Annotated in this window: 13 protein-coding genes; 2 read left to right on the forward strand and 11 right to left on the reverse strand. The window is 62.5% G+C overall.

Annotated features, from left to right (window positions below):
• Window positions 1-10: 10 nt before the first annotated feature.
• Window positions 11-4,783, reverse strand: a complete 4,773-nt coding sequence (locus tag JHD73_RS11640) for a glutamate synthase-related protein (RefSeq protein ID WP_233176908.1) — start codon at window positions 4,781-4,783, stop codon at window positions 11-13.
• Between the two features lie 210 nt (window positions 4,784-4,993).
• A complete protein-coding gene (locus JHD73_RS11645) occupies window positions 4,994-5,719 on the reverse strand; it encodes a transposase (protein ID WP_199030434.1) in 726 nt (241 codons plus the stop codon).
• A gap of 271 nt (window positions 5,720-5,990) precedes the next feature.
• Between JHD73_RS11645 and JHD73_RS11650 the strand changes: the two genes are divergently transcribed.
• The gene (locus JHD73_RS11650) at window positions 5,991-6,665 is read left to right on the forward strand and encodes an OmpW family protein (RefSeq protein ID WP_199030435.1); all 675 of its coding nucleotides are present in this window, start codon (window positions 5,991-5,993) and stop codon (window positions 6,663-6,665) included.
• Window positions 6,666-6,813: 148 nt separating this feature from the next.
• On the opposite strand, the gene JHD73_RS11655 is transcribed toward JHD73_RS11650, so the two are convergent.
• The 9 genes from JHD73_RS11655 to pilM form a co-directional block, all read right to left on the reverse strand.
• Window positions 6,814-7,542, reverse strand: coding sequence for a carbonic anhydrase (locus JHD73_RS11655; protein WP_199030436.1), 729 nt, complete (start codon window positions 7,540-7,542; stop codon window positions 6,814-6,816).
• Between the two features lie 78 nt (window positions 7,543-7,620).
• Window positions 7,621-8,787 (reverse strand): deoxyguanosinetriphosphate triphosphohydrolase, encoded by a 1,167-nt coding sequence (locus JHD73_RS11660; RefSeq protein WP_199030437.1) that lies wholly within the window; start codon window positions 8,785-8,787, stop codon window positions 7,621-7,623.
• 19 nt (window positions 8,788-8,806) lie between these two features.
• Window positions 8,807-9,913, reverse strand: coding sequence for a 3-dehydroquinate synthase (gene aroB, locus JHD73_RS11665; protein WP_199030438.1), 1,107 nt, complete (start codon window positions 9,911-9,913; stop codon window positions 8,807-8,809).
• The gene (locus JHD73_RS11670) at window positions 9,910-10,482 is read right to left on the reverse strand and encodes a shikimate kinase (RefSeq protein WP_199030439.1); all 573 of its coding nucleotides are present in this window, start codon (window positions 10,480-10,482) and stop codon (window positions 9,910-9,912) included. Before JHD73_RS11670 ends, aroB begins: the two co-directional genes overlap by 4 nt.
• Before the next feature lie 140 nt (window positions 10,483-10,622).
• On the reverse strand, window positions 10,623-12,764 hold the full coding sequence (gene pilQ / locus JHD73_RS11675; RefSeq protein WP_306663049.1) for a temperature dependent type IV pilus secretin PilQ: 2,142 nt from the start codon (window positions 12,762-12,764) through the stop codon (window positions 10,623-10,625).
• 2 nt (window positions 12,765-12,766) lie between these two features.
• Window positions 12,767-13,312 carry a pilus assembly protein PilP gene (locus JHD73_RS11680; protein WP_199030441.1) on the reverse strand — a complete coding sequence of 182 codons (546 nt, stop codon included), beginning with the start codon at window positions 13,310-13,312 and terminating at the stop codon, window positions 12,767-12,769.
• Window positions 13,309-13,968 carry a type 4a pilus biogenesis protein PilO gene (locus JHD73_RS11685; protein ID WP_199030442.1) on the reverse strand — a complete coding sequence of 220 codons (660 nt, stop codon included), beginning with the start codon at window positions 13,966-13,968 and terminating at the stop codon, window positions 13,309-13,311. The genes JHD73_RS11680 and JHD73_RS11685 overlap by 4 nt, the downstream gene beginning before the upstream one ends.
• A 2-nt stretch (window positions 13,969-13,970) precedes the next feature.
• On the reverse strand, window positions 13,971-14,609 hold the full coding sequence (locus JHD73_RS11690; protein WP_199030443.1) for a PilN domain-containing protein: 639 nt from the start codon (window positions 14,607-14,609) through the stop codon (window positions 13,971-13,973).
• 11 nt (window positions 14,610-14,620) lie between these two features.
• Window positions 14,621-15,691: a type IV pilus biogenesis protein PilM gene (gene pilM, locus JHD73_RS11695; protein WP_199030447.1), complete on the reverse strand. Its 1,071-nt coding sequence runs from the start codon at window positions 15,689-15,691 to the stop codon at window positions 14,621-14,623.
• 462 nt (window positions 15,692-16,153) lie between these two features.
• On the opposite strand from pilM, the gene JHD73_RS11700 reads away from it, so the two are divergent.
• A partial coding sequence (locus tag JHD73_RS11700; protein ID WP_199030444.1) for a transglycosylase domain-containing protein occupies window positions 16,154-16,822 on the forward strand: 669 nt, incomplete at its 3' end.

Below are 16,822 nucleotides of genomic sequence, written 5' to 3' on the forward strand. Positions count from 1 at the left end.
TGGAGTCAGCTCAGGCCGCGATCTGTTCGCGGGCAGCTTCCTGTTCGCGCTCGTACATCTCGGTCAGCGCGCGCTTGTACTCGGTCGGGAAGACCTTGACGAAGCGGCGGCGCGCGTTGCTCCAGTCGGCCAGCAGTTCCTTGGCACGCTCGGAGCCGGTGTAGCGGAAGTGCTTTTCCACCAGCGCCTTGAGCAGTTGCTCGTCGAGCACGCGCTCGCCATCGACCTTGTGCCAGGTCGACTGCGTGTGCGCCTTCTCCTGGTCTGCCGCCGACAGCACGGACTCCAACGCGACCTGCGCCGTGTTGCAGCGCTTGTCGAACAGACCGTCTTCGTCATAGACGTAGGCCACGCCGCCCGACATGCCCGCCGCAAAGTTGCGGCCGGTGGCGCCCAGCACGACGACGGTGCCGCCGGTCATGTACTCGCAGCCGTGGTCGCCCGTGCCTTCCACCACGGTGGTGGCGCCGGAGTTACGCACTGCGAAGCGCTCGCCGGCCACGCCGTTGAAGAAGGCCTCGCCGGCCAGCGCGCCGTACAACACGGTGTTGCCGACGATGATGTTGCTGGTCGGCTCGCCGCGGAATTCATGCGGCGGGCGCACGATCACGCGGCCGCCCGACAGGCCCTTGCCCACGTAGTCGTTGCCATCGCCCACCAGATCCAGCGTGATGCCATGTGCGAGGAACGCGCCAAACGACTGGCCGGCCGTGCCCTGCATCTGGATGTGGATGGAATCATCCGGCAGACCCTCGTGGCCGTAGCGCTTGGCCACCTCGCCCGAGAGCATCGCGCCCACGGTGCGGTTGACGTTGCGCACCGGCTGGATGAACGAGACGCGCTCGCCCTTCTCCAGCGCTGCCTTGGCCTTCTCGATGAGCTGATGATCCAGCGCGCGATCCAGACCGTGGTCTTGCACGTCGACCTGATAGCACGGCTCGCCTTCCTTCTTGGCCGGCTGGTAGAAGATGCGCGCGAAGTCCAGACCGCGTGCCTTCCAGTGTTCGATGCCAGCCTTGGTGTCGAGCAGATCAGCGCGGCCGATCAGCTCGTTGAACGAGCGGATGCCCAGTTGCGCCATGATCTCGCGCACTTCCTCGGCCACGAAGAAGAAGTAGTTCACCACGTGCTCGGGCTTGCCCGAGAACTTCTTGCGCAGCACCGGATCCTGCGTCGCCACGCCCACCGGGCAGGTGTTCAGGTGGCACTTGCGCATCATGATGCAGCCCTCGACCACCAGCGGTGCGGTGGCGAAGCCAAATTCATCCGCGCCCAGCAGCGCGCCGATCACGACGTCGCGGCCGGTCTTCATCTGACCGTCAGCCTGCACGCGGATGCGGTTGCGCAGGCCGTTGAGCATCAGCGTCTGCTGCGTCTCGGCCAGGCCCAGTTCCCACGGCGTGCCGGCGTGCTTGATCGACGACCACGGCGAAGCGCCCGTGCCACCGTCATGGCCGGCGATCACCACGTGATCGGCCTTGGCCTTGGCGACACCCGCGGCCACCGTGCCCACGCCCACTTCCGACACCAGCTTGACCGACACGTCCGAACGCGGGTTCACGTTCTTCAGGTCGTGGATGAGCTGCGCCAGATCTTCGATCGAGTAGATATCGTGGTGCGGCGGCGGCGAGATCAGGCCCACGCCCGGCACGGCGTAACGCAGCTTGCCGATGTAGTCCGTCACCTTATGGCCGGGCAGTTGACCACCTTCGCCGGGCTTCGCACCCTGCGCCATCTTGATCTGGATCTGATCGGCAGATGCCAGGTACTCGGCCGTCACGCCAAAGCGGCCCGACGCCACCTGCTTGATCTTCGAGCGCAGCGAATCGCCCTCTTGCAGCTCCAGATCACGCTCAACCACTTCGCGGCCAATCACGTCCGACAGCTTGGTGCCCTGCTTGATGGGAATGCCGCGCAGTTCGTTGCGGTAGCGGCGCTCGTCTTCACCGCCTTCGCCCGTGTTCGACTTGCCGCCGATGCGGTTCATCGCCACGGCCAGCGTGGTGTGGGCTTCCGTGCTAATCGAGCCCAGCGACATGGCACCGGTAGCGAAACGCTTGACGATCTCCTTGGCCGATTCCACTTCTTCCAGCGGAATCGCGCGTGCCGGGTCCACCTTGAACTCGAACAGGCCGCGCAGCGTCATGTGGCGGCGGCTCTGGTCGTTGATCAGGTTGGCGTATTCCTTGTACGTCTGGTACGAATTCGCGCGCGTGGCGTGCTGCAGCTTGGCGATCGAATCCGGCGTCCACATGTGCTCTTCGCCGCGGACGCGGTAGGCGTATTCACCGCCGGCATCCAGCATGTTGGCCAGCACCGGTGCATCGCCAAAGGCGTCGCGGTGCAGGCGCAGGGCTTCTTCGGCCACTTCAAAGATGCCGATGCCGCCCACGTTCGATGCCGTACCGTGGAAGTACTTGTCCACCAGCTCGCGCGACAGGCCGATCGCTTCGAAAATCTGCGCGCCGGTGTACGACATGTACGTGGAGATGCCCATCTTGGACATCACCTTGTGCAGGCCCTTGCCGATCGCCTTGGTGAAGTTGTAGACCGCCTTCTCGGGCGTCACACCCAGGCCCGGCGCCATCTCGGTCAGCGTTTCCATGGCGAGGTACGGGTGCACGGCTTCTGCACCGTAGCCCGCCAGCAGCGCGAAGTGATGCACTTCACGCGCCGAACCCGTTTCGACCACCAGGCCCGTGCTCGTGCGCAGACCTTTCTCCACCAGGTGATGGTGGATGGCGGACGTAGCCAGCAGCGCCGGAATGGCGGCCTGCTTCTCATCGACCGCGCGGTCCGACACAATCAGGATGTTGTAGCCCGACTTGACCGCATCGACCGCCTCGGCGCACAGCGAAGCCAGGCGCGCCTCGATGCCTTCCTTGCCCCACGCCACCGGGTAGCAGATGTTCAGCTCGTAAGCCATGAACTTGCCGCCGGTGTAGTGCTCGATGTTGCGGATCTTCGCCATGTCCTTGAAGTCCAGCACGGGCTGGCTCACTTCAAGGCGCATCGGCGGGTTAATGTTGTTCAGCTCCAGCAGGTTCGGCTTCGGCCCGATGAACGAGACGAGCGACATCACCACGTTTTCGCGGATGGGGTCGATCGGCGGGTTCGTGACTTGCGCAAACAGCTGCTTGAAGTAGTTGTAGAGCGTCTTGTTCTTGCTCGACAGGACGGCCAGCGGGCTGTCATTGCCCATCGAACCGGCGGCTTCTTCGCCGTTGGCGGCCATCGGCGCCATGAGGAACTTGACGTCTTCCTGCGTGTAGCCGAACGACTGTTGACGGTCCAGCAGCTTGGCGGCCGGCTTGGTCTCGGCAGCCACGTCTTCCGGCTTGGCGTCCAGCTCGTCGAGCTTGATGCGCACGGCGTCGATCCAGCTCTTGTACGGCTTGGCGTTGGCCAGGTTGTCCTTGAGCTCCTTGTCGTCGATGATGCGGCCCTGTTCCATGTCGATCAGGAACATCTTGCCCGGCTGCAGGCGCCACTTCTTGACGATGCGCGACTCAGGGATCGGCAGCACGCCGGCTTCCGACGCCATCACGACCATGTCGTCGTCGGTCACGTAGTAGCGCGCCGGACGCAGGCCGTTACGGTCGAGCGTCGCACCGATCTGGCGGCCATCGGTGAAGCAGATGGCGGCGGGGCCGTCCCACGGCTCCATCATCGCGGCGTGGTATTCGTAGAAGGCGCGACGGTTGTCATCCATCAGCGTGTGCTGCTCCCACGCCTCCGGAATCATCATCATCATCGCCTGGGCCAGCGGGTAGCCGGCCATCGTCAGCAGTTCGAGGCAGTTGTCGAACGATGCCGTATCCGATTGGCCCGGATAGATCAGCGGCCAGAGCTTCGGCAGGTCGTCACCCAGCACCGGCGACGAGATACCGCCCGTGCGGGCGTTGATCCAGTTGACGTTGCCCTTGACGGTGTTGATTTCGCCGTTGTGCGCGACCATGCGGTACGGGTGCGCCAGCTCCCAGGCCGGGAACGTGTTGGTCGAGAAACGCTGGTGCACCAGTGCCAGTGCCGACACCGTGCGCGGGTCCGCCAAGTCTTGATAGTAGCGGCCAACCTGTTCGCACAGCAGCAGGCCCTTGTAGACGATCGTGCGCGCCGACATCGACGGCACGAAGTATTCCTTGCCGTGCTTGAGCTTGAGCGCCTGGATGGCATGGCTGGCGGTCTTGCGGATCACGTACAGCTTCCGCTCCAGCGCGTCGGTGGTCATGATGTCGCGGCCGCGCCCGATGAAGATCTGGCGAATCACCGGTTCAGTCTTCTGCACCGTGGGCGACATCGGCATGGTCTTGTCGACCGGCACATCGCGCCAGCCCAGCACGACTTGGCCTTCCAGGCGCACCGTGCGCTCGAGTTCCTGCTCGCAGGCCAGGCGTGAGGCGTGTTCTTTTGGCAGGAAGATCATGCCGACGCCATATTCGCCGGCCGGCGGCAGGTTCACGCCCTGCTTGGCCATCTCTTCACGATAGAACTGGTCGGGAATCTGCAGCAGGATGCCCGCGCCATCGCCCATCAGCGGGTCGGCACCAACAGCGCCCCGGTGATCGAGGTTGTGCAGGATGCGCAAACCCTGCTGGACGATCTCGTGGCTCTTCTTGCCCTTGATGTGTGCGACGAAGCCGACGCCGCAAGCGTCGTGTTCATTGGTCGGGTCGTACAGACCCTGGGCCGACGGCGTGATGGGGAAAGAATGTTGTTCCACGGCGATCTTCCGATGTTGTGGGCACAGCACGCCGCGAAATCCACACCTTGACCCTCGCATGGGTGCAGGGCGTAGACAAATAACCTATGGCGCGCCGCACCATGAATGCGGGGTGGATCGAATATAAAAGAGCGATTCGTATCAGGCAAAAGTTTTTAAATGGGGTCGGAGTAAATTAATAAATGCACGCTGCCGGTGCGGGTTTATAAATGGGGACAGATTAATTTGGTGCGGAATGACACACCTGAAGATGACAGCCTCCGCGTTCAATCACGCTACTGGTGCGGCGTCCCCCGTCCCCACTTCTGCGGTTTTACGTGGCGGACGCCCTTTGGGCAGCGGCGCAACACGGCGACCACCTGAACGCGCCAGTGTGGCCAGGAAAGCCTCGCCGCCCAGCGGCCAACCGCTATGCACGTGCTGCCGGATCTGCATGAGCTGATCAGAGCCGAGCCCCTCGTGCCAGAGTGTCCGATAGCGTGATTGGCGCTCGAAAGGCGTATTACCAAGACGCCAGTAACAGTAGTGATCGCTTACCCACGGAATCGACTGAATGCCGACATGATGGCGATAGGTGCTCCACCGATCCTCTTCCGGTGAGGTGACAAGCCCCCCGCGCACGGCGTTGGATTCAACGTACAGCAGCATCGGCAAGACCCATTCGGCCGGGTCGAGCACGGTCGAGCGAAAGCGCCCTTCCCACAGCGTGCCGCTCCGATCTGCCGCCCCATTGAAGTAGCGCGTATAGCGTCGCCCGACCGCTTGCAACGTGCGAGACAGGCTATCTGCCACCTTGGGCGTGCCCACCAGGTGCACGTGATTGGGCATCAGCGAGAAGGCATGAATGGCGAAATCGTGCTCGCGCGCGGCCATGCGCAGCGTGTCGAGGTAGAACGCGTAGTCCTCGTCCGTGCGAAAGACGGCCTGGCGATTGTTGCCGCGCTGCAACACGTGCACGGGAACATCGATGGGGCTGAGGCGAGGCAGGCGTGCCATGGCGAAAAACGGGCGTAGAAAGCGCACATCCTAGCGCGACAGCGCCGAATCTGTCCCCATTTTTTCAACGCGCAAACGATTGCGCTTGAGCTGTCGCCCGAGCGCAACGAGAATTGCCCACATTCGCGGCTGGATTTGCCCGATATCAAACCGCAAGGCGTGAGAGCGCCCGCCCGCTCTTCAAATTGATCCCGCGCAAATCGATCGGCCTGCATTGCCGCGAGACTGGCTCCCGTCACATTCACAAGACGATATCGAGAGGGAGCGTTTCATGGCCTTTGCACGCCTCGCCACTGCTGCGGCAATCACCGGTGCCCTTGCTGGCATCTTCAGCCCGACCGCCTTTGCGCAGAGCACCGATCTGGCGCCGGCCACCGGCAACTGGATGGTGCGCCTGCGCGCCGTCAACCTGACGGCCGCCAACAAATCCGATCCGGTCGGCGCGTTGGCCATTCCGTCCGACGCCATCCAGATCAACAACAAGGCATTCCCTGAACTGGACGTTTCGTACTTCTTTACGCCGCACATCGCGGCCGAGCTGATCCTGACCTATCCGCAACAACAAGACGTGACGGTCATGCAGAGCGCGCTGGGCGGCCCGACCAAGATCGGCGACTTCCGCCACCTGCCGCCGATCCTGACGCTGCAATACCACTTCACGCCGGAATCACGTTTCAAGCCGTACGTGGGCGCAGGCATCAACTACACGCGCATCTCGAACGTGAACCTGCAGGTGCCGGGTGTCGGCCAGCTGGACCTCAGCAAAAACAGCTTCGGCCCCGCGCTGCAAGTCGGCTTCGATTACCGCCTGACCGATCGCGTGTACTTCAACATGGACCTGAAGAAGACCTGGATCAGCGCCGACGTGAAGATGGCCGGCCAGACCATCAGCAAGGTCAAGGTCGACCCGTGGCTGCTGGGTATCGGCCTGGGCTACCGCTTTTAACTTTTAGGGAGACGATCAGCGAACAGACCTTCTTCTGATCGACTTTTCCGACGTGCCGCAGGGGTCGTCGACGGCGGGGGCGCTCGTCGACGGTGGTTGGCACGTTCGGCCCGGCATGCGTTGGGGCGGCCGGGCATTTTTTTTGCGCTTACTTTTTAAGCAATGCCGGATCGAACTTCGTAACGACACGCCCTTCGAGCGGCTGGCGCTGGCGGAAGTTATCGGCATAGAAACTGCGTAGTGCGTCGAGTTGTTCGGGCGATGCCGTGATCGGCTGCTTGAGCACATACCACTCAACGTTTTCCGTCAGCGGCGGCGTGGTCAGCGAACCAAGGTAGTGGTAGTAGACGTCGCTGTGCGGCAGCAGCTTGCCCGGGATGACCACATCGGGCACCTCGTGCGCCTCACCTTTGCGTGCGGCCTTGAGCACGGCATCCAGCACCGGATTGGCTTCGCCCGGCACCAGCATCACACCAACCACTGCCATGCGGCCATCCTTGGCCGTATGCACCAAATGGACTTCGGCCGGATACCAACGCCCGTCGATGGTGTGCTCGCTGTGTACGTGGAAGTGGAACTGGCGCAGCGTGAAATGCCGGCCGCGGATCTTCACGTCGCCACCAGGCACATTCACCTGCAGCGCGTGGCCCGTGTCGACCACCGTCGCCTTGACTTCGCCATACTGCGACCGGATGACGTCCGGCTCGTCGTCATCGGCGGCAATCGTATCCGCCGTGCGAATGTCGATGGGCGATTGGAACGCATCGTGCACCGCGTGCCATTCGGCTTGGTGCTGGTAATCGAAATGATCCGCCGGGCTGGCAGCGTGTGCGCCGAACGCCGAGGCGGCCAGCAATGCAAAAATAAGACGTGACATCAATTCACCTGACGATGGAAACAGGAGCATCGTAGGCGCCACACTTAGTCACGTCATTCAGAATGGTCCGATATCCTTTCAGACCGCATCAACGGCAAAGATACGGCGATGCTCCTTGATCGCGTAGCGGTCCGTCATGCCGGCGATGTAATGTGCGATCCAGCGCGGCTGCTCCTCGGGGTTCGTCTTGGCCTGATACTGCGGCGGCAGCAGGCGCGGATCGTCGAGGAATGCGCCAAACAGGTCATCGATGATGCGGCGGGCCTTGGCGGCCATGCGCATCACCAGGTAGTGCCGATAGAGGTTGTCGAACAGGAATCGCTTGAGTACGCGCGCCTCTTCGCGCATCGGATCAGAGAACGCCACGAGTGCCGGCGCCGCACGCACGTCATCGATATTTTGCGGCGCAATCTCTGCGATCCCCGCGCGCGTCGTGGCAATCAGATCAACGATCAGTGCATTGATGATCCGGCGGATCGTCTCGTTAATGAGGCGGCGCCCACCCGCATTCGGAGACGCCGCCTCGGCTTCACGGCGGTGGATCGCCCACAGCGGCACGTCTTCCAGTTGCTCCAACGTGATCAGGCCGGAGCGCAGACCATCGTCGATGTCGTGGTTGTTATATGCGACCTCATCGGCCAGGTTGGCCAGCTGCGCCTCCAGCGAGGGCTGCTGCCCTTCGAGAAAACGCCGCCCCAAATCACCCAGTGTGGCCGCGTTGTTGCGCGAGCAATGTTTGAGGATGCCCTCACGGGTCTCAAACGTGAGGTTCAGGCCGTCAAAGCCGCCGTAGCGCTCCTCCAGCCGATCGACCACCAGCAGGCTCTGCAGGTTGTGTTCGAAGCCGCCGTGCGGCTTCATGCAGTCGTTGAGCGCATCCTGCCCCGCGTGGCCAAACGGCGTGTGGCCCAGGTCGTGCGCCAGAGAAATCGCCTCGACCAGGTCTTCGTTCAACCGCAGGCTGCGCGCGATCGAGCGGGCGATCTGCGCGACTTCCAGGCTGTGCGTCAGACGCGTGCGGAACAGGTCGCCCTCGTGGTTCACGAAGACCTGCGTCTTGTATTCGAGCCGGCGGAACGCGGTGCTATGGATGATGCGATCGCGGTCGCGCTGGAACTCGGTGCGCGAGGTGGATGGCGGCTCGGCGTGCACGCGGCCGCGCGTCTGCGCCGCATGCGCGGCGTAGGGAGCGAGATGGCCCTCGAGATCGAACGGCGCGGGCGGCAAATCGAGTCGATCGTTCATCGGGCCATCTCTTCTGGCGTCAGGCGACGGGCGCCTCGGTGGGTGGGCGCAGCACGGCATGCTGCAGGGTAGCGCGCAAGTCACTATCGGGCACGGTGGTCACGAACGCTTGGCCCAGCTTGCGCAGCAGCACGAACTTGATCTCGCCGGCTTCAGCTTTCTTGTCGACGCGCATCAACTCGATGAAACGATCGATACCCAGGTCCGGCGCCACGGTCGGCAGGTTGGCCGCCCGCGTGAGCGCGGTGATGCGGTTGCGCGTGTCGATATCGATAAAGCCCAGGCGATGCGACAGGTCGGCCGCCATTACCATGCCGCAGCCGACGGCCTCGCCATGTAGCCACTCGCCGTACCCCAGTCCAGCCTCGATGGCATGGCCAAAGGTATGACCGAAGTTGAGCGTGGCACGCAGGCCGGTTTCCCGCTCATCCTGCGCCACCACGGATGCCTTGATGCGCACCGAGCCACGCACGGCCTCGGCCATCAGGTCGGTATCACAGTTGTTGAGACCCGTAATGTTCTGCTCGATCCAGGCGAAGTAATCGGTGTCGGCAATCGCACCGTGCTTGATGACCTCGGCCATGCCGGCGGCCAATTCACGGGCAGGCAAGGTGCGCAGCGTTTCGATGTCGGCCAGCACCGCCTGCGGCTGGTGGAATGCACCGATCATGTTCTTGCCCAGCGGGTGATTGATCCCCGTCTTGCCACCTACGGAGGAGTCCACCTGCGACAGCAGCGTCGTCGGCACTTGGATGAACGGCACGCCGCGCATATAACAGGCGGCGGCAAAGCCGGTCATGTCACCAATCACACCACCACCCAGGGCAATGAGCGTGGTCTTGCGGTCTGCACCCGCCGTCAGCAACGCATCAAAGATGCGGTTGAGCGTTTCCCACTTCTTGAACGACTCGCCATCGGGCAGCACAACCGTATCGACAGCCTTGCCGAGCGAGCGGACAGCCTCTTCAACCTTGGCGGCATACAGCGGCGCAACGGTCTCGTTGGTGACGATCACGGCACGTGCGCCGCGAATATGGGGAGCAAACAGCGCTGCCTGGGAGATCAGCCCCGAGCCGATATGGATCGGATAGGCGCGATCGCCGAGGTCGACATCGACGGTAATCATGGCTGAGGGGAGACTTGCGAGGAGGTGGGGGAATCCGCGGGCGGTGCCACGATGCCGGCCACCTCAAGTTGCATCAGCACCATATTAACAAGCTGAGCGACGGTGGGCTTGCCGGTCTCGATGACAAAGTGTGCCACCTCGCGGTACAGCGGATCGCGGATCGCATGCAGCTCTTCGAGCCGGGCGCGCGGGTTTTCAGTTTGCAGCAGAGGCCGGTTCTTGTCGTGCCGCGTACGCAGATACAGGTCGTGCGGATTGGCACGCAGGTAAATGACGGTGCCGCGCTCGCGCAGGAAGGCGCGATTCTCGGGCCGCAGCACGGCGCCACCGCCCGTCGCGACGACCACGCCGCTGCGCGCGGTCAACTCGTCGATCATGTGGGTCTCTCGGTCGCGAAAACCCATCTCACCTTCATGCTCGAAGATGATAGGAACGCGCACGCCACAACGCGCTTCGATCTCGTGGTCGGAGTCGAAAAACGGCAGATCGAGCCGGCGAGCCACCGCGCGGCCGACCGTCGTCTTACCGGCGCCCATCAGGCCGACGAAAAAAACGTTGGAAACAGACAAAATCGCGTGAAATCAGGAAGTTGAGTGCGATTGTAGTGGCTTTTTCCCACCATCCTGCGCAAACCTGGCTGCAGAACACAAAAAAGCCCGGCGCTCCATGAGGAGGCCGGGCCTTGCGGATAACGCTTCCTGGCTGCCGACTACTTCAGCGACAGTTGATCGGACACCACGCGCGGTGTCAGGAACACCAGCAGCTCGGTGCGGTTATTGATCTTGTTGGTGCTCTTGAACAGGTTGCCCAGCACCGGGATATCGCCCAGCAGCGGTACCTTGTTGATATCGGTCCGCTCATTCTGCGTGAAGATCCCACCAATCACGACCGTGCCGCCGTTCTCGACCAGCACCTGCGTCTGCACATGCTTGGTGTCGATCGCGAAGCCGTTGGTGGTCTGGATACCCACGCTGTCCTTGTTCACATCGACGTCCAAGAACACGTTGCCGTCCGGGGTGATTTTCGGCGTCACCTCCAGCTTCAGGTTGGCTTTCTTGAACGACACCGAAGTCGCCCCAGAAGACGTCGCCTGTTGATACGGGATCTCGGTGCCTTGCTCGATCAGCGCCTTGATGTTGTCGGCGGTGACGACGCGCGGGCTGGAGATGATCTTGCCGCGGCCATCCGCCTCCAACGCGGAGAGTTCCAGCGCTAGGAAGCGGCCAGCACCAGCATTGAACAGACTCACAGCCACGCTGGCGGCGTTCACACCGTTGATGCCGTTGGCAGGGAAGCTGATCGCCGGGCTGTTGTCCCATGTTGCGCCCTGCGTAACCGGTGACGCCACGTTGGTGTAGGTGTTGCCGTAGCCTGCTCCGTTAGTCTTGGAGGCAAAACCAAGCTTGGCGCCAAGGTTACGGCTGAACGTATCGTCAGCTTCGACGATACGAGCCTCGATCATCACTTGGCGGACCGGGATGTCGATCTTCTGGAGGAAGGCTTGCACCTCTTCCAACTTGCTAGGAATATCCGACACAAACAGCTGGTTAGTACGCGCATCCGAAGTCAGCGAACCTCGCTTGGAGAGAATCCGGGATGCCGTACCGCCTGCCGCAGCGCCGCCGCCAGCGGCTCCGGTACCCAACAGCATATTGCGCACATCATCCGCACGTTGATAGTTCAGGCGGAACACCTGGCTGCGCAGCGGCTCCAGTTCGGTCACTTGCTGCTGAGACTCCAGCTCAGCCTTCTCCTTGGTCGCCAGCTCGCCGCGCGGCGCAACCCACAACACGTTGCCGTTGCGACGCGAGGCCAGACCCTTGGAGTCCAGCACGATCTGCAGCGCCTGGTCCCACGGCACGTCCTTCAAACGCAGTGACAGGGTACCCGTCACGCTGTCGCTGGTGACGATGTTCAGGTTGGTGAAGTCCGCAAAGACCTGCAGCAGCGAGCGCACGTCAATGTTCTGGAAGTTCAGCGACAGGCGCTCACCGCGATAGCCGGGGCCTGAGATCAGCTTGTTTGGATCTTCCTTGGTCGGGCGCACTTCCACCACGAACTGCGTGTCGGTCTGGTACGAGCTGTACTGCCAATTGCCACGCGGCTCGATGACCAAGCGCGCGCCGGTGCCGCTATCGGTGGCACGCATGGCCTGCACGGGCGTACCGAAGTCGCTCACGTCATAGCGACGACGCAGCGACTGCGGCAGCGTCGCGCCAACAAAGTCGACGACCAGGTTCTGACCTTGCTGGGCAATATTGATTGCCGAGTTGGCAGTTGACAGGTCCACCACCACACGGCCGGCGAGATCCTCGCCGCGGCGGAAATCAACATTGCGCACGGCCGGGCGCTCGCCGCCCGCGACGGGGGCCGGCGCAGAAAAGGTCGGCGCAGATACGGCAGCCGCCACCGGCGCAGCTTCCAGCGTCAGCACGTACTGATTACCCCGCACTTCCGATTTGTATTGCGTCTGGCGCGCCAGATCGAGCACGACACGCGTGCGATCGCCGATCTGCACGATGTTGGCCGAACGCAGCAGCTTGCCGCCATATTGATAGTTGGCACGCCCTTGGGCGAAGCTCGCGCCAAAAAAGTCGATGGCGATGCGCGCAGGCTGCTGCGTGCTGAACTCCACCGGCTTCTGTGCGGGTGCATCCTTCAGGGTGACGGTCACGACGGTGGATTCGCCGGCCGTGGCCTGCTCCACCTTCTCGATGACATTGCCGGAGGCGGGGGCCTGCTGCGCGAGCGCCTGCCCCGCCACCATGAACATGCACAGCGAAAGCCATGCAGCCGCGCCCCCCCGGGCCACTCGAGCTGCCTGCGCCAGGCGGCCCTTCACGAGACGCATCGTCATTGCGCGCCCTCCTGAACTTTCAGGGTAGTCATTTTTTCTTTCCATTCGGTCGTGCCTTCGCGCACCAGCTCACGCAGGGTGAGTTCCTGATCGCCGATGCGGACGATACGACCATAGTTTTGTCCGATGTACTGCCCCACATGCACGTGTTGCGTCTTGTCCCCGACAGACACGACGCCTTCCGTCTCGCCGTTGCGCTTCATCGTCCCCAGCAGCTTGAAGGCTTCCAGCGGATAGTCTTCGAGCGGCTCGCGACGGCGGTTCGGTTCTGGCGATTCGTTCTGCGCGCGCGAGAGTTCCGCCACCTTCTGCACGCTGAACGGATCAGTCTGCTTGGTGGTCGTGTATTCGCGCGGCGCGTAAGGTTTGGGCTGCGGCAGCGGCGGCACGGTCGTGCTGACGCTCTGGCGTGCCTGCTGCATCCATTGCTGCAATTCGTCATCTGCGTTTGCCCCGCAGGCACCCAGTAAGACAACCAGGCACAGCGGCGCGATACGCGCGATGGGCGCCATCCGGCGGCAGTTCAAGGTCTCACCCATCATTTGGCGCCTCCCTTGCCGGCAGCATTTGCCTTGCGCTGGGCGGCCTGTTCATCCGGATCCAGCGCACGATACGCCTCTGCACGCGCCTCCATCACCATGCCGCCGTCCTTGGTGCCAGTCAGCGCGATGTTCTGCAGCGTGACGATCCGCGACAGCGCGGCCACGTCGGCGGCGAACAGCGCCATGTCGTGGTAGCGGCCGTTGACCTTCACGGCGACAGGGATCTCGGCGTAGTACGGCTTGACCACAGCAGCAGACGGACGGAACAGATCAAACGTCAGCCCGCGCGCGATACCGGCGTGGTTGACGTCGGCCAGCAGCGCATCCATCTCGGTCTTGTTGGGCAATTGCAGTTCAAGCTTAGCAACGCGCTGCTCCACCTCGGTCTTCTGCTTGCGCAGCGCATCGAGGTTCACCACCTGCGCAAGCTTGCTTTGGTAGGCGGATTTCAGCTGTTCCTGTTCAGTGCGCTTGGCATCGCGCTCGTCGAACTTGCCACTCCAGTAAAACTGCCAGCCCAGCACGATCACGAGCACGGCGGCAAGAATCATGAACAGGATACGCGGCGCGATTGGCCACGTTTCCGGCTCATTCAGGTTCAGCCCACGGAACTGGCTGACCAGGTCTTCCAGCGAGATATCAGTCGAGAGCGCCATGATTATTTCCCTGCCCCTGCGCCGGCCGCACCGGGCTTGGCCGGAGTTGCCGGCTCAGCCTTCCACTGGAAGCGGACGGTGAAATTGAACAGACGACGCTGCTCCTTCAGGTTGTTCGTCATCGTGGTGGCGACGGACTCGCCCAATTCGGCGCGATCCAGCCAGGGCACCGAACTCAGATTGCGCAGCAGGTCCGATACGCGCTCATTCGACTGCGCCACACCGGCAATCGTGAACTTGTCGCCGTCCTGCTTGAGCGAAGTCAGATAGACACCTTCCGGCACCTGTCGCACCAGTTCTTCCAGCAACTGCACCGGGCGGTTACGCTCGTTCTGCAAGCTCTCGACAGCCTGTTGACGCTGCAGCAGGTCTTCGATGTCTTTCTTGAGCGTGTTCACCTCAACGATCTGCTTGTCCATCTCCGCATTCTTCTGCGTGAGGACATCATTGATGTGCTGCGCCTCTTCGGTCTGGTGATCGATCACCATGCCACCCAGGAACACCACCACGGCGCCAGCAACGGCTGCGCCGCCCAGGCTCATGAAGACTTTCTTGCGCTTGTCCGCACGCCGTTCGGCGTGGTACGGCAGCAGATTGACGCTCGGGAGCGCATTCACGGCATTCGCGCTTTCATTGGCCATCGCCCCGCTCCTTATTGCAGCCCGCGCAGGGCCAGGCCCGCGCTGACGATGTACGCCGGCAGATCGCGTTGCAGATAGCGCGCGTTGACGTTCTTGGCCGCACCCATGTTGGCAAATGGGTTAGCCAGCGTCGTGTTGATCTGCGTCTGCTGCTGAATGGCGGTCTGCACGCCCAGCAGCGATGCATGGCCGCCTGAGAGCACGATCTCGTCGACCCGGCCGACGCTCGAGGTCGACATGAAGTTCTGGATGGCCTGGCTGATTTCCATCGCCAGCGTCTCCAGGGAGGGCTTGAGCAACTGGCTACGGTATTCGTCGGGCAGCGTGTTCTTGCGCTTCTTCACCTCGGCCTTGAGCAGGTCGAGCGAAAACAGGCGCGAGATGCTCTGTGTGAGCTGGTCACCCGAGCCAGACAAAGGCTGCTCGTACAGCTCCTTCCAGCCTTGGTAGAACAGCGCGTGCGAACGGGCGCTACCCAGATGGAACATCGCCACCACGGGCATGTCGCGCATCTCGGTTTCAGAAGCATCCTGCTTGACCGCCAGCATGTGCGTCATGGCGCGCTGGATGGCGTTTTCTTCCACATCCATGACAACCGGCTTCAGGCCAGCCATCTCGGCAGCGGTCACGCGTTCGGTCACACGCTCAGAGACCGTTGCCGTCACGCGCACACCGATCCCACCCTCGGTTTCGGATGGGCCGATCACGACATAGTCGAAGTTGACGTTTTGCGAGGGCGGAAACAGCCGGTTGGCTTCGCTCTCGACCTGCACGAAGAGCTCGTCCTCGGTCAGGTTGTCAGGCAGGCTGACGGTTTGCGATTCCGTCAGGCTGGAAGGAATGGCCAGCACGGCATCCTTGCTGCGGATACCGGCCTTGGCGATGGCACGCTTGAGTGCGCTACCCACCGCATCGATATTGACCAGATTGCCGTCAGCGACGGCACTGCGTTCAATCAACTCGCTGGCGCATTTCTCGAGACGGAAATCCCCCTGCTTGCCATTGGCGGATAGCTCCACCACTTTGACGCTGGAAGACCCGATATCAATCCCGACGATATTGCGGCGCAGCAGGCCGGACAACAAACCCCGTCGCACAGAGACACCCCACCGTTTATATATTTTTGAACCCTGGCGCCCATTACCCGTCCAACGTGCGCCATAGCCTGCATGGATTTGCTGCTGGATTCTCACAAAATCCTTTAGAACAGGCAAACGCTCCGGCGGACCGCAATGCATTTCGCAGGCGCCGATTCGCAAAGCGTTGTCAAAACCCCACGGTCGGGGGATACCCCTTTCGTCTGACTTGCTTTCCGTTTCGTCTACTTCTAACGGCGGATTCTTCACCGCCTTGAATCAGGCTAGCGCGAGCGCACAATCGGCACGCGTGTTGTGCCGAATAAACCACACAAGTGCTGCACAAGCACCACCAGCGCAGTCGGCGTGACAGTCGTTACGCGCTGTTACGCCCTTGGCCGCAGGCCCCTATCGGTCCCGAAGATATAATCGCCGCCACGCTGACTGACACCCCCGGTGCCCCCTGTAATGGCTACTGCCCAAACCACCCCAGCTTCGCCCAAGCCGCCCAAAGCCCGCCGCCCGCTGTGGGCGCGCCTGCTCCTCTGGATGCTCGGCCTGTTCGTTGCCATGGGGGTCGTCGGGGCGCTGCTGGTGGGCTACGCCCTGCTGGTGGCCGCACCCAACCTGCCGTCGCTCGACGTCATCACCGACTACCGGCCGAAGATTCCGCTGCGCGTGTACACCGCCGACAACGTCCTGATCGGCGAGTTCGGAGAGGAACGCCGCAGCTTCGTGCCGATCTCGCAGATGCCCGACGTGATGAAGCGCGCGGTGCTCGCCATCGAGGATGACCGCTTCTACGAGCACGGCGGCGTGGACTTCGTTGGTGTGCTGCGCGCGGGCCTCGCCAACCTGCACGGCGGTCTGTCGCAGGGCGCATCGACCATCACGATGCAGGTGGCGCGCAACTTCTTCCTGTCAAGCGAGAAGACATTCACACGCAAGATCTACGAGATGCTGCTCTCGTACAAGATCGAAGCCAGCCTGAGCAAGGACCAGATCCTCGAGCTCTATATGAACCAGATCTACCTTGGCCAGCGCGCATACGGCTTTGCCAGCGCCGAGCAGATCTACTTCGGCAAGAACATCAAGGACATCACCCTGGCCGAGGCCGCCATGCTGGCCGGCCTGCCC

Origin of the sequence: Ralstonia sp. ASV6 (assembly GCF_016429285.1) — a bacterium.
GTDB classification, from domain to species: Bacteria; Pseudomonadota; Gammaproteobacteria; order Burkholderiales; family Burkholderiaceae; genus Ralstonia; species Ralstonia flaminis.

Excerpts from the sequence above, each read along its gene's own strand:
- aroB (WP_199030438.1), bottom strand. The coding sequence starts at position 9,913 with ATGATTACCGTCGATGTCGACCTCGGCGATCGCGCCTATCCGATCCAT.
- pilQ (WP_306663049.1), bottom strand. The coding sequence starts at position 12,764 with ATGCGTCTCGTGAAGGGCCGCCTGGCGCAGGCAGCTCGAGTGGCCCGG.
- JHD73_RS11690 (WP_199030443.1), bottom strand. The coding sequence starts at position 14,609 with ATGGCCAATGAAAGCGCGAATGCCGTGAATGCGCTCCCGAGCGTCAAT.
- JHD73_RS11685 (WP_199030442.1), bottom strand. The coding sequence starts at position 13,968 with ATGGCGCTCTCGACTGATATCTCGCTGGAAGACCTGGTCAGCCAGTTC.
- JHD73_RS11645 (WP_199030434.1), bottom strand. The coding sequence starts at position 5,719 with ATGGCACGCCTGCCTCGCCTCAGCCCCATCGATGTTCCCGTGCACGTG.
- JHD73_RS11655 (WP_199030436.1), bottom strand. The coding sequence starts at position 7,542 with ATGTCACGTCTTATTTTTGCATTGCTGGCCGCCTCGGCGTTCGGCGCA.
- JHD73_RS11640 (WP_233176908.1), bottom strand. The coding sequence starts at position 4,783 with ATGCGAGGGTCAAGGTGTGGATTTCGCGGCGTGCTGTGCCCACAACAT.
- JHD73_RS11660 (WP_199030437.1), bottom strand. The coding sequence starts at position 8,787 with ATGAACGATCGACTCGATTTGCCGCCCGCGCCGTTCGATCTCGAGGGC.
- JHD73_RS11650 (WP_199030435.1), top strand. The coding sequence starts at position 5,991 with ATGGCCTTTGCACGCCTCGCCACTGCTGCGGCAATCACCGGTGCCCTT.
- JHD73_RS11680 (WP_199030441.1), bottom strand. The coding sequence starts at position 13,312 with ATGATGGGTGAGACCTTGAACTGCCGCCGGATGGCGCCCATCGCGCGT.